This is a genomic window from Bradyrhizobium sp. USDA3516 (assembly GCF_057651995.1).
The window spans coordinates 66,265-79,192 of record NZ_JBYGYN010000002.1; the positions used below are offsets into that span (position 1 = coordinate 66,265).

The window sequence follows — 12,928 nt, forward strand, 5'->3', positions numbered from 1 at the left end:
AATCTCTCCTTACGCTTTCGGCTGGAAGTTCGGGTGGATCACGGCACCGTCTTTCGTCAGCGCGGTGGCCTTGACGAGCTCGTCGTCCCAGTTCACGGCGAGCTTCTTCTCCTTCTTGTCGACCATGGTCTCGATGAAGGAGAACAGATTGCGGGCATAGAGGCTGGAGGCCGAGGCCGCGACGCGGCCGGCGACGTTGGTGTAGCCGACGATCTTGATGCCATCGAGGTCGACGACTTCGCCGGCCTTGGCGCCCTCGACATTGCCGCCGCGTTCGACGGCGAGGTCGACCAGCACCGAGCCGGGCTTCATCGACTTGACCATGTCGGCACTGACGAGCTTCGGCGCCGGGCGGCCCGGAATCAGCGCAGTGGTGATGACGATGTCCTGCTTCTTGATGTGCTCGGCGGTGAGCGCGGCCTGCTTGGCCTGGTATTCTTTCGACATTTCCTTGGCGTAGCCGCCGGCGGTCTGCGCGTTCTTGAACTCCTCGTCCTCGACGGCGAGGAATTTCGCGCCGAGGGATTCCACCTGCTCCTTGGTGGCGGGCCGCACGTCGGTCGCGGTCACGACGGCGCCGAGACGGCGCGCGGTCGCGATCGCCTGGAGTCCGGCGACGCCGACGCCCATCACGAACACCTTTGCGGCTGGCACGGTGCCGGCTGCGGTCATCATCATCGGAAAGGCGCGGCCGAAGGCTTCGGCGCCCTCGATCACGGCGCGGTAGCCGGCGAGGTTGGCCTGCGAGGACAGCACGTCCATCACCTGCGCTCGGGTGATGCGCGGCATCAATTCCATCGCGAAGGCGGCGATGCCGGCATCGGCCATCGTCTTCAGCGCGGCATCGTTGCCGTAGGGGTCCATGATGGCGATGACAAGGGCGCCGCGCTTGTACTGCGCCAGCTCGGATGCCTCGGGGCGCTTCACCTTGATGATGATGTCGGCGTCCTTGAGCGCGTCAGCGCTGACGGTGGCGCCGGCCGCGGTGAATTCGGAATCCGGAAGCCCCGATTTGATGCCGGCACCCGGCTCGACGGCGATCTCGGCGCCCAACGCCTTGAACTTCTTCACCGTATCAGGCGAAGCGGCGACCCGCGGCTCCGACGGATCTATCTCTTTGGCAACGGCGATCTTCATAGGCCCTCCGGCGACGCGGACAAAACGCGCACGCGAACTTAGCGTTACTCCCGCAACGTTTGGATACCGGTTTTGAAACCGGCTTGTATGCAAATTTAATGAGCAGCCGCCGGCGTTGGCGGATGCAGCCGACGATGGATCAGGTCAGAAAGACCGCCATCAGGATCACAATGAGCGCGACCGAGACCGTGCCGTACTTCACCAGCTTGATGAAGCCCTCATAGGTCTGCTCGTGGGCAACGTAGTCGTTGCCGTCGGCGGTGGTGTACGCCACTTCGCTATGGTCAGCCATGGAATGTCCCCAGTCGAACGTCGAATTCTCGGGCTGGGATACCTGAAAGATTTGGACAGGGCAACGGCACCGAGGCGGGGTTTTCCCGCAAATCGGGTCATTTGGAATTCAGATTGTCGCCGATCCAGCGCGCGAGGCTCTCCTCGCTGACTTCACCGGCAGCGAGAGAGAGGATGATGATCGTCGCTTGCGCCGGATCAGGACTGAACGCCACGCCATTCTTGTGCAGAAAGACCATCATCGCCATGAAGGCAATACGCTTGTTTCCATCGACGAATGCATGGTTTTTCGCGAGCCCGAATGCATAGGCTGCGGCAAGCTCGTTCAACGGCGCCTGCTCGTAGCGCCATTTGTTGATCGGGCGCTCCGGTGCCGAGCGCAGCATGCCTTCGTCGCGCAGTCCCGGCGCACCGCCGAAGCGCCGGAGTTGTCGGCCATGAATTGCAACAGCCTGCTCGTAGGTGACCCAGAGCGGCTCCTGAGGATCGCTCATTGCACAGCCGACTATTTCGCAAGCGCCGCGAGCGTGTCGCGATACTTGTCCATCACCTCGTCGGCGATTTCCATCGTCCGCTCGAAGTCGGGATCGTAAGGCAGCAACTGAAAACCACCGCCGGGTAATTCCACGATGTGCAATTGCTGTCCGCGCTTGAGATCGAGCCGCTGCATCAATTCACGGGGCAGCAGTAGTCCGTCGGAATTGCCAATCTTCTTGATCTCGATCTTCATGGCACGGGCTCCAGCGTTATACATATGTATAACATCGCCGAAGCGTTGGTTCAACACATGTTTTACGTGAGCTCCATCTCCAAAAGCGCCCGGACGCCTCAGCCCATCGCCTCCAGCTCGTCGATCATGCCCGCGATGACGCTCAAGCCGCCGTCCCAGAACTTCGGGTCCTTGGCATCGAGCCCGAACGGCCGCAGCAGCTCGGAATAATGTTTGGTGCCGCCGGCCGCGAGCATGTCGAGATAGCGCTCGGCAAAACCCTCGGCCGCGTTCTCGTAGACCGCATAGAGCGAGTTTACGAGACAGTCGCCGAAGGCGTAGGCGTAGACGTAGAACGGCGAGTGGATGAAGTGCGGGATGTACATCCAGTAGTTCTCGTAGCCCGCCTTGATCTCGATCGCCGGCCCGAGGCTCTCGCCCTGCACCGACAGCCAGATCTCGCCGAGCCGCGTCGCGGTGAGCTCGCCGTTCTTGCGCTCGGTATGGACCGCGCGCTCGAAGGAATAGAACGCGATCTGCCGCACCACGGTGTTGATCATGTCCTCGACCTTGCCGGCGAGCAGCGCCTGGCGCTGCTTGGCGTTCTTGGTCTGGGCCAGCAGCCGCTTGAAGGTGAGCATCTCGCCGAACACGCTCGCGGTCTCCGCCAAGGTCAGCGGCGTCGGCGCCATCAGCGCGCCGTTCTTTGCCGCGAGCACCTGATGGACGCCATGGCCGAGCTCATGCGCGAGCGTCATCACGTCCCGCGGCTTGCCCTGGTAGTTCATGAGCACGTAAGGATGCGCTGACGGTGTGGTCGGATGCGAGAACGCCCCCGGCACCTTGCCCGGCCGCACCGGCGCGTCGATCCAGCGGTCGGTGAAGAAGCGCTCGGCGATATCGGCCATTTTGGGCGAGAAGCCGCGATAGGCCGTCAGCACCATGCTGCGCGCCTCCGGCCAGGCGATGACGTCGGTCGCCGCAAACGGCAGCGGCGCGTTGCGGTCCCAATAGGCCAGCCGCTTCTTGCCGAACCATTTCGCCTTCAGTGCATAATAGCGATGCGACAGCTTCGGATAGGCCGCGCGCACCGAGGCGACCAGCGCGTCGACGACCTCGCGCTCGACGCGGTTGTTCAGATGGCGGGAATCGGCAACGTCCTTGAAGCCGCGCCAGCGGTCGGAGATGTCCTTGTCCTTGGCGAGCGTGTTGGTGATCAGCGCAAAGGTGCGCTCATTGGCCTTGAAGGTCTTCGCCAGCGCCTCCGCCGCGCTCCTGCGCTTGGCCCCGTCGCGGTCCTGCAACAGGTTCAGCGTCGGCTCGATCGCGAGCTCCTTGGTGCCGACCTTGAAGCGCAGGCCGGAGATGGTCTGGTCGAACAGCCGGTTGAAGGCGGAATAGCTGGTCTGCGCCTTCTCCAGAAAGAGTTGCTCGAGCTTGTCGTCGAGCTGGTACGGCTTCTCCTTGCGCAGATCCTCGATCCAGGGACGGTAGTGCGCGAGCTCGACGGCCTGCATCGCGCGATTCAAAATATCGTCATCGATCCGGTTGAGCTCGAGCGCGAAGAACAACAGATGCGTGGACGCCGCCGTCAGTCGCTCGGACACGTCGCCGTAAAACTTTGAAATCGCAGGGTCCACGCTGTCGCCGGCATGGACGAGGCCGGCATAGGAGCCGAGACGGCCGGCGAGATCGTCGATCGCCTCATAGCGTCGCACCGCTTCGGCGAGCCACTTTCCGCCATCTTCGTTTGCTGTCCCTGTCGCCAGCTTGCCCTTGTAGTCCGTCTCGAAGGCGACGCAGTCGGCATCCATTCTCTCGAGATCGCGCGCCACGTCCGGCGCGTCGATCCCGGAATAGAGGTCGGCCAGGTTCCACTCCGGAAGCTTGCCGGTCTTGCTCGCAGCTTTGGAGGGTGCAGCTTTGGAGGGTCTTGCCTTGGCGGCGGATTTTTTGGTGCTTGGCTTGCGGAGAGCGGGCTTGCCGGGAGCGGATTTCTTGAGAGCGGTCTTGTTCAAGGCAGGCTTGTTCAAGGCAGATTTGGAGCGCGAATTCATTGTGTGGGAAACCTGTGTTCAACAATCGCGGCGGCGGGCGGGGGCATCAAGGTTTAAGCGTGCGTTAATCGGCTTCGGCCAGAGTGCCCCGATTCGAGACAGATAGTAGTAGCGTGCGGGGAACACCATGGCTGCCAGTATTTTGATCGCCGACGACGACGCTGTAGCCCGCCGGCTGGTCGAGAACATGGTGCAGAAATGCGGCTATGAGACGGTCGTCGTGGACTCCGGTGATGCCGCAATTGCCGCCCTCACCGCCCCCGACGGACCGGCCATCGACGCCGTCATCCTCGATCTCGTGATGCCCGGGCTCGACGGCATGGGCGTCTTGGCGAAGATCCGCGAAGCCGGCCTGAGCGTCCCCGTCATCGTGCAGACCGCCCATGGCGGCATCGACAACGTGATCTCCGCGATGCGCGCGGGCGCGGCCGATTTCGTCGTCAAGCCGGTCGGCGTCGAGCGCCTCCAGGTCTCGCTTCGCAACGCGCTCAACACGTCCGCGCTCAAGGGCGAATTGCAGCGCATCCGTCACAGCCGCGAAGGACGGCTCACCTTCACCGACATCATCACCCGCTCCGAAGCGATGACGGGCGTGATGCGCGCCGCCCAGAAGGCGGCAAACTCCGCGATCCCCGTGTTGATCGAGGGCGAGTCCGGCGTCGGCAAGGAGATGTTCGCCCGGGCCATCCATGGCAGCGGCGAGCGCAAGGCGAAGCCGTTCGTCGCGGTCAATTGCGGCGCGATTCCCGACAACCTCGTCGAGTCCATCCTGTTCGGCCATGAGAAGGGCGCCTTCACCGGGGCCACCGAGCGGCACACGGGCAAGTTCGTCGAGGCTCATGGCGGCACGCTGTTTCTGGACGAGGTCAGCGAGCTGCCGCTGACCGCGCAAGTGAAGCTGCTGCGCGCGCTCCAGGAAGGCGCGGTGGAATCGGTCGGCGGCCGCAAGCCGGTCAAGATTGACGTCCGCATCATCTCGGCCACCAATCGCAAGCTGCTGGAACGGGTCAAGCAGGGACATTTCCGCGAAGACCTGTTCTACCGGCTGCACGTGCTGCCGCTGACGATCCCCTCGCTGCGGGCCCGGCGCGAGGATATCCCGCATCTGCTCAGGCATTTCATCGCGCGCTTTGCCGCCGAGGAGAACCGCCCGATCACCGGGATCAGCGGCGAGGCGGTGGCCCACCTTGCCCAGCTCGACTGGCCCGGCAACATCCGCCAGCTCGAGAACGCAGTCTATCGCGCAGTGGTGATGAGCGAGGCAGACCAGCTCGGTCTCGGCGACTTCCCGCTGCTCGCCTCGCAGGCGCTTCCCGTCACGGATATTCCGACCGCCCCGCTGTTGCTCGAGCCGGCGGCCACGCCGTCCGTGGTGTCAGGTAACGACATACCAATCGCCCCGCTCCCCGCCATGGGAACGCTCTCCATGCTCACTGCGACCGGGGATGTCCGCCCGCTGGAGGACATGGAGAACGAGATCATCCGTTTCGCAATCTCGCATTATCGCGGACAGATGTCCGAGGTGGCTCGCCGCCTCAAGATCGGCCGCTCGACACTCTACCGCAAACTCGACGAGGCCGGGGTTCCCGGGCATGGCGGCAAAAGCGGCGAGGAGACGCACTGAGCCCAGTGCGAACGGAGCTTCGTACGGCGGTGCGGGAACGCTCTAAGCCGTTCGCGTGACGACGGAATTCGAACCGTGACCTGGAAGTGACAGACGAAGGAAAAGCGCGTGGCAGAAGCGTACAATCCGTTGCCAAGAGGCTCCCTTGAAGTCAGTTTGTCGTGAGTTGTCCCGGGTAGCGCTGGCTGCAAAATCGGGGCCTGTATATCGTCTGCGTCAGAATCGTTGCGTGCAGGCGTGCAACTTTCGAGAGGCCGGCGCGGTTTAGCCGAAACTCGTCAATAGCGAAAACAAAGCTGTTCCACGAAGGAGCAGTTCACCCGAGGGGTGCGACACAATGCGTGACTGTTTGAACCATCGTGTGGGCTTTGACCGTGTCTTGATGACGGTCGCGGCGACTTTCCTCACGGTGTCGGCCAGCTCGGCCCTGGCGCAGGATCAGGCGCGCAGCAGCGCCGCGGAACTCGCGATCGAAGCCGCGATCCCCCGGCCCGAGCCGGCAAACGTCCCTCCCCCGACTGCAGCCGACGTCAAGCTCGACACCACCGCGACGGTGCAGGATTACACCAAGGACGCTGCGAGGGACTCCGCCAAGGCGGACGCCGCGCCAGCGCCGGACAAGGTCGAGACCAAGCCGTCCGACGTCGCCACCACGCCCGCGCCGGAAGCGCCGAAGAGCGAGACTGCGAAAACCGAGCCCGCAAAGACCGAGCCGGCCAAGGCAGACACCGCAACGGCCACGCCGGCGGCCCCCGCAGCACCGGCCGCCGACCCCGTGAAGGCCGCAAGCAACGTGCCCGCCGCCGACCAGCCGGTCGCCGACAAGCTCAAGGACATCATCGGCGCCAAGACCTCGCGCCATTTCGACCGCAAGAACGAACGTGCAGCGGTTGAGAAGTTCTACGGCGCGCGCGACTTCGCGCCGGTCTGGACGCAAGGCGGCAACCTGACTGCTGCGGCCAAGGGCGTGATCGCACGGCTCAAGGACGCGGCGTCCGACGGTCTCAATCCCGCCGACTATCCGGTGCCGGATTTCGCCGCCAAGGCGCCCGATGCGCTGGCCGATGCCGAGCTCAAGCTCACCGCCAGCATGTTCGACTATGCCCGCCACGCCCAGAGCGGCCGCATGCATTGGTCGCAGGTCGCCGGCGACATCCTCTATCCCGAACATCCGGTCGACCCCGGCGAGGTGCTCGCCAAGGTCACGACCGCGCCCGACGCCTCCGCGGCGCTCGACAGCTACAACCCGCCGCACAAGCTCTACAAGGAGCTGAAGGCCAAGCTCGCCGAGCTGCGCGGCCAGGGCAGCGGTCCGGTGATCGAGATCGCCGACGGTCCGGCGCTGAAATACACCCCGGCCGGCAAGAAGCAGGCCGAGGTCGTCGTGGAAGATCCGCGCGTGCCGCAACTGCGGGCCAAGCTCGGCCTCGCCGAGAATGCCAGCGACACCCGCTACGACGCTGCGGTCGCCGAAGCCGTGCGCAAATTCCAGAGCGGCGCCGAGATGAAGGCGACCGGCATCCTCGACGAAAAGACCGTCAACGCGCTCAACACCCCCAAGCGCGACAAGCAGATCGACGTGGTGCTGGTGAACATGGAGCGCTGGCGCTGGCTGCCGCGCGACCTCGGCGCACCCGCGCTGGGCGATGCCTATGTCATCCTCAACATTCCCGATTTCACGCTGAAGGTAATGCAGCGCGGCCAGCAGGTCTGGACCACACGCGTCGTGACCGGCAAGCCGGGCAAGCATGCCACCCCGCTGCTCACCGAGACGATGAAGTACATCACGGTCAATCCGACCTGGAACGTGCCTCCGTCGATCGTCTACAACGAATACCTGCCGGCCCTGCAGCAGGACCCGACCGTGCTTCAGCGCATGGGCCTGAGGCTCGAGCAGAACCGCGACGGCTCTGTGCACATCTCCCAGCCGCCCGGCGAAGCAAATGCGCTCGGCCGTGTCCGCTTCAACTTCCCGAACAAGTTCCTGGTCTATCAGCACGACACGCCGGACAAGCATTTGTTCGCCAGGGACGAGCGCGCCTTCAGCCATGGCTGCATGCGCGTGCAGAATCCGGATCAGTACGCCTCCGTTCTGCTCAACATCGTCATGCCGAACGAGAAGTACACGCCGGAGCGCATCCGCAGCATGTACGGCAAGAGCGAGATCGACCTGAAATTCCCGACCCCAGTCCCGGTCAACATCACCTATCAGACCGCGTTCGTGGACGAGGCCGGCAAGCTGCAATTCCGCAAGGACGTCTATGGCCGCGACGCGGTCATGATCAACATCCTGAAGAACAACCGCGGCAAGGACCTCGAGGCCGTCGTGGCGCATTCCCAGCCGAGCTATTCGCGTCCCGCGACGACGCTCCCCTCCGGAGTGGCCGTGGCCAATAACGGCAGCGGCTTCGGCTCGTCCGGGCCCAACTTCTTCGAGCGGCTGTTCGGGGCGCCTACCCAGGCCGCGCCGCCGGCGCCGGTCGGCCGCCGGCCGCAGCAGCAGCGGGTGTTTACCCGCTGAGGCCCATCCGACACCCCATTTCCTGAAATTCAGCAATGAAATCAGCGACCCCGTCCCAGGATGGGGTCGCTTGACGTTAACCATGCTGCGACCTGCGATGGGGTGGCGGGCGTTTTTTTGCCACAGTCAACCGCTTAGGATCGTTTTCTGACTTGGTTTGGGGGCGAGAAGGTCAACCTCAAATTAACCTTCTCGCTTTAAGAAAGCGTTCATCCTCTTTCGCGCTGCTAACGGGGTTGGCGGGAGAGTCCATTTGAACGCTCGTCGACTGGGTGGGCTCATACGTGCTGACTGGTCTCGCACGCCAATTTGCTGTGCTGTCGTTGTCCCATGCGGGCGTGAAGGCCGGATCCCGGATCGGCCTTGCGGCTGCATTGCTGCTTGCGGCCGCCGGTTCGGTTCATGACGCCGCCGCCCTGAACGAGACCAAGACGCTCTCGTTCCACCACACCCATTCCGGCGAAGACCTCACCGTCACCTTCAAGCGCGACGGGCGCTATGACGAAGCGGCGCTGAAGCAGCTCAACCACTTCCTGCGCGACTGGCGCAGCCAGGAGCAGACGGTGATGGACCGTCGCCTGTTCGACATCCTCTGGGAAGTCTACAAGGACGTCGACGGCAAGCAGCCGATCCAGATCATCTCCGCCTACCGCTCTCCCGCCACCAACGCCATGCTCCGCCGCCGCTCCTCCGGCGTGGCACGCTTCAGCCAGCACACGCTGGGCCATGCGATGGACTTCTACATTCCCGGCGTGCCGCTGGAGCAGATTCGCTTCGCCGGCCTGCGCCTGCAGCGCGGCGGCGTCGGCTTCTACCCCACCTCCGGCTCGCCTTTCGTGCACCTCGATACCGGCAGCGTCCGGCACTGGCCGCGGATGACGCATGACCAACTCGCCCGTGTCTTCCCGGATGGAAAGACGGTGCATCTGCCGACCGACGGCACGCCGCTGAAGAACTATGAGCTCGCCAAGGCCGAGATCGAGCGACGCGGCAGCAGCGACGATGCCGGCAGCAAGCCGAATTTCTTCGCCGCCTTGTTCAGGAGCAAGCCGGCAGCTCCGGCCGCCAGCGACGAGGATGACGAGGGCGCGCCCGCCCCGGCCGCAAAGCCGGCGGCACCGACCGTCGTCGCAGCCGCCGCCAAGCCCGCCGAGCCGGTGCCGACGCCGCGCGCCAAGCCGCAGATCGCCGCAACCATCCAGCTCGCCTCAGCCGATGCGCAGATCGTCGCGCCGCCCAAGCCGAAGCCCGCGCCCGTGGCTGACAAGCCCGCTGCCGGCAAGTCTGTTGACGGAAAGCCGGAGACCCCGGCCGACATCATCAATGCGCGCGGCTTCTGGGATGACGTTCCGGCCACGCCGCAGCAAGCGACGCCGGCGCAGGTCGCCGCATTGAAGGCGCGCCAGGCGTTGGCCGCGGCCACCGATCCGCAGCCGACCGCGAGCGTGTCCAACGCGGCCCTCCAAGCCCTGGCTTACGCGCCGGCGGCGTCCCCGGTCGACCGCGCCAACGTCGTCGCCGCCTCCGCGCCGATCCCGCGCACCCCCCGCCCCCGCAGCCTGGCTCAGGCGACGGAGATCAACACGGTGGTCGGCAAGAGCATCGACGGCAGGATCGCAACCGCGACCCGCCTCTCCGCGGCCAAAGGCGAGAGCATCTGGCTCAAGATCGTGATGCTGTCGCCGAGCGCCAGCCGCGCGATGTCGGTGACGCTGATGGGCGAGCTCGATACTGCGGCGCTGCGCGGCTATTTCGTCAAGCCGAACGCCGTGCTCGCGATGGGCTTCTCCGACGACCCGATGCAGGGCCTGTCCTGCGACAATTTCTCGGGCAGCGCGACCGCAAAGCTCGAGACGACGTCGTTCGTCGTGCGCACCGCCGCGCTGCGCTGACGTCTTCTGTACCCGCAAAGCTCTCTCTGTTCGTCCTTGCCCGGGTCGATCAAGCCGGCAAGCCAGCCGCGATGAGGCCAGCCTCGTGGCGCTGCCGGTCGGGCTCGCGCTTGTAGTGCAGCGTCGCAAGATAAGCTGCCACCGAGAATCCCGGTTCGCGCTTCAAGACCTCGGCGGCATGAGCGCCGGCCGCGATCGCGTTCTTCATCTGCGCGAATGTCGCCGCCAGGAACGCGTGATGGGTATAGTCGGGGCGCGTGATCCTTGAAAACGCCTCGGCGGCCTCGGCGTACTTCTCCGCGCAATAATAGGCACGGCCCAGATGGCTCCAGAAGCGCTCGGGATGATAGGGATTGAGACGCATCGCTTTCCTGATCCAGTCGATGCCTTCCTCCGGCAGGCCCAGCCAGGTCAGAAGCTCTCCCTGTTGCACGACGACGAGGTCGTAGTTCGGATTGAGGGCGAGTGCACGCTCCTGGTGATAGGTGGCTTTCTCGTAGTCGTGTCGCGTCAGATTGAGCGCGGCGAGAATTCGGTGCACGTCCGCGTCGTTGTCGTCGAGCGCCAACGCAATTTCCAGCTCCGAAGCAACCTGCTTGAAGGTCGCCTCGCGGTCGGCGCACCAGCCATAAATCCAGCACTGGCCGAGCACGCATGCCTTCCAGGCATGAGCGTGGGCATAGTTCGGATCCATCGCCAGCGCGCGGTTGAGCAGCGTCTGCGCCTGAGCATTGTCGTCGCGGGTTGATCGATGATGCAGGAGCTTCGCACCCAGCACGCATTCGTAAGCGGGCATGTTGTCGGTCGGCTTGCGCTTGGTGCGGTCGTGCGTTGCGGCTTCTACCCGACCCGGCAACGTCGCCACGATCGCGCGGGTCATCTCGTCCTGGATGGCGAAGATATCCCGGAGCTCGCGGTCGTAGCGTTCGGCCCAGATATGGCGGTCGGTCTCTGCATCGATCAGCTGCACGGTGACGCGGACGCGCTCCCCGGCCTTGCGAACGCTGCCCTCGATGACATAGTCGACACCGAACTCACGACCGATGTCCTGGACCTTTACGGCCTTGCCCTTGTAGACGAACGTCGAGTTGCGGGAGATGACGAGAAGGTCGTGAAAGCGCGAAAGCTCGGTGATGATGTCCTCGGTGAGACCGTCGGCGAAGAACTCCTGCTCCGGATCACCGCTCATATTGGCGAACGGCAGCACGGCGATCGACGGCTTCTTCGAAGCACCCGGCGGCGTCAGGGCACGATTGGACCCGTCAGGCAGGCTTGCAGGCCCCTCCGCCAGCCGAATGCGGAAGATGCGGATCGGACGGGCAATGTTCTTGACGCTCTGTTCACCGAGATCGTCGAACTGAAGGCCATCCAGCCGGTCGCCGACCTGATCGCGCACCGCGCCGGAGACGCAGATTCCTCCAGGCTCGGCCAGCGTCTCCAGCCGCGCCGCGACGTTGACGCCATCGCCGAAAATGTCGTTCTGATCGACGATCACGTCGCCGAGATTGATGCCGATGCGGAATTGGATCCACCGCGGCGGCGGGACGTCGGCATTGCGCCGCGCCATGCGGCGCTGAACCTCGGCCGCACATAGCACGGCATCGACGACGCTGTGGAATTCCGCGAGCATGCCGTCGCCGGTCGTCTTGATGATACGGCCGCGATTCTTGGCAATGGCGGGATCGATGAGTTCGACACGATGGGTCTTGAGACGCGCAAGGGTGCCGGCCTCGTCGACCTCCATCAGTCGGCTGAAGCCGACCATGTCTGCGGCGAGAACCGCGGCAAGCCTGCGCTCTGGTCCCGGCACATCCATCGCTCGGTCCCTTCACCGAGCAACCTAGCAGATGCCGAGATTTTGCCCAAGCTTGGTGCGCTGCAACGCCGGCCGGGCGGGGCGCCTCAGATCATCCCCAGCGCCTGCATGTAGGTCTCGAGGATGGTCTCGGCCTCGGCGCGCTCGTTGGGGTCCTGCTTGCGCAGGCGCACGATGGTGCGCAGCGCCTTGACGTCGTAGCCGTTGCCCTTGCTCTCGGCATAGACGTCGCGGATGTCGTCGGAGATCGCCTTCTTCTCTTCCTCCAGCCGCTCGATGCGCTCGATGATGGATTTGAGCTGGTCCTTGGCGAATTTCGTCGCGGGCTCGTCGTCGCGGACGGCGGCGGAGGTGGCCATCTTGGTACTCCCAATGGAACTGGCAAAACGAGGTGACGCCGGCATCCACCGCGCGTGCTGGGTAGACCCTTAGGGTTCGTACCCCCCGCGTTCAAGCAAGCATCGCGCTCGTCCACAGCGCGCCCACACCTTCCTGCGCCGACGCAAAGAAAGCTGTTGTGTGGTGCGACTCAGGGCTCGGCGATGGGCCGTTCAATGCCCGTGGGGATGGACCTTCTTCATCGCCTCGAGTTGCTCGGGCGTGGCCGTGCCCTGGTGCTTCGCCTTCCAGGTCTCGTAAGGCATGCCGTAGACGGCCTCCCGGCTCTCGTCCTTGCTCAAGGCGACGCCCTGGGCGTCCGCGGCGTCCTTGAGCCAGTTGGACAGGCAATTGCGGCAGAAGCCGGCCAGATTCATCAGATCGATGTTCTGGACGTCGGTGCGGCTCCGCAAATGCTCGACCAGGCGCCGAAAAGCGGCCGCCTCGAGCTCCGTTCTGGTTTTGTCGTCGATTGCCATGGCTGTCTTCCCTCAAGGTCCGTT

The 12,928-nt window shown here is 64.4% G+C and carries 11 protein-coding genes; 3 read left to right on the forward strand and 8 right to left on the reverse strand.

The genetic code is table 11. The features are described from left to right. Positions 1 to 9: 9 nt before the first annotated feature. From AC24YW_RS06230 to AC24YW_RS06250, 5 genes are all read right to left on the reverse strand, one after another. Positions 10 to 1,137, reverse strand: a complete 1,128-nt coding sequence (locus tag AC24YW_RS06230) for a Re/Si-specific NAD(P)(+) transhydrogenase subunit alpha (RefSeq protein WP_487481918.1) — start codon at positions 1,135 to 1,137, stop codon at positions 10 to 12. 139 nt (positions 1,138 to 1,276) lie between these two features. Then, positions 1,277 to 1,429 carry an aa3-type cytochrome c oxidase subunit IV gene (locus AC24YW_RS06235; protein WP_035998674.1) on the reverse strand — a complete coding sequence of 51 codons (153 nt, stop codon included), beginning with the start codon at positions 1,427 to 1,429 and terminating at the stop codon, positions 1,277 to 1,279. Between the two features lie 97 nt (positions 1,430 to 1,526). After that, on the reverse strand, positions 1,527 to 1,922 hold the full coding sequence (locus AC24YW_RS06240; protein WP_487481919.1) for a type II toxin-antitoxin system death-on-curing family toxin: 396 nt from the start codon (positions 1,920 to 1,922) through the stop codon (positions 1,527 to 1,529). 11 nt (positions 1,923 to 1,933) lie between these two features. Beyond that, a complete protein-coding gene (locus AC24YW_RS06245) occupies positions 1,934 to 2,158 on the reverse strand; it encodes an AbrB/MazE/SpoVT family DNA-binding domain-containing protein (RefSeq protein WP_018641564.1) in 225 nt (74 codons plus the stop codon). 98 nt (positions 2,159 to 2,256) lie between these two features. Then, positions 2,257 to 4,194, reverse strand: a complete 1,938-nt coding sequence (locus AC24YW_RS06250) for a M3 family oligoendopeptidase (protein WP_487481920.1) — start codon at positions 4,192 to 4,194, stop codon at positions 2,257 to 2,259. A gap of 127 nt (positions 4,195 to 4,321) precedes the next feature. On the opposite strand from AC24YW_RS06250, the gene AC24YW_RS06255 reads away from it, so the two are divergent. From AC24YW_RS06255 to mepK, 3 genes are all read left to right on the forward strand, one after another. Next, positions 4,322 to 5,818 carry a sigma-54-dependent transcriptional regulator gene (locus AC24YW_RS06255; protein WP_487481921.1) on the forward strand — a complete coding sequence of 499 codons (1,497 nt, stop codon included), beginning with the start codon at positions 4,322 to 4,324 and terminating at the stop codon, positions 5,816 to 5,818. A 337-nt stretch (positions 5,819 to 6,155) separates the two neighbouring features. Further along, a complete protein-coding gene (locus AC24YW_RS06260) occupies positions 6,156 to 8,339 on the forward strand; it encodes a L,D-transpeptidase family protein (protein ID WP_487481922.1) in 2,184 nt (727 codons plus the stop codon). A 272-nt stretch (positions 8,340 to 8,611) separates the two neighbouring features. Next, complete coding sequence (mepK, locus tag AC24YW_RS06265) at positions 8,612 to 10,231, forward strand: peptidoglycan L,D-endopeptidase MepK (RefSeq protein ID WP_487481923.1); 1,620 nt, start codon at positions 8,612 to 8,614, stop codon at positions 10,229 to 10,231. Between the two features lie 49 nt (positions 10,232 to 10,280). On the opposite strand, the gene AC24YW_RS06270 is transcribed toward mepK, so the two are convergent. The 3 genes from AC24YW_RS06270 to AC24YW_RS06280 form a co-directional block, all read right to left on the reverse strand. Beyond that, positions 10,281 to 12,047 carry an adenylate/guanylate cyclase domain-containing protein gene (locus tag AC24YW_RS06270; RefSeq protein WP_487481924.1) on the reverse strand — a complete coding sequence of 589 codons (1,767 nt, stop codon included), beginning with the start codon at positions 12,045 to 12,047 and terminating at the stop codon, positions 10,281 to 10,283. 86 nt (positions 12,048 to 12,133) lie between these two features. Beyond that, positions 12,134 to 12,406, reverse strand: coding sequence for a DUF2312 domain-containing protein (locus AC24YW_RS06275; RefSeq protein WP_008546273.1), 273 nt, complete (start codon positions 12,404 to 12,406; stop codon positions 12,134 to 12,136). Positions 12,407 to 12,598: 192 nt separating this feature from the next. Next, positions 12,599 to 12,904, reverse strand: a complete 306-nt coding sequence (locus AC24YW_RS06280; RefSeq protein WP_035998652.1) for a DUF1244 domain-containing protein — start codon at positions 12,902 to 12,904, stop codon at positions 12,599 to 12,601. Positions 12,905 to 12,928 lie beyond the last annotated feature (24 nt).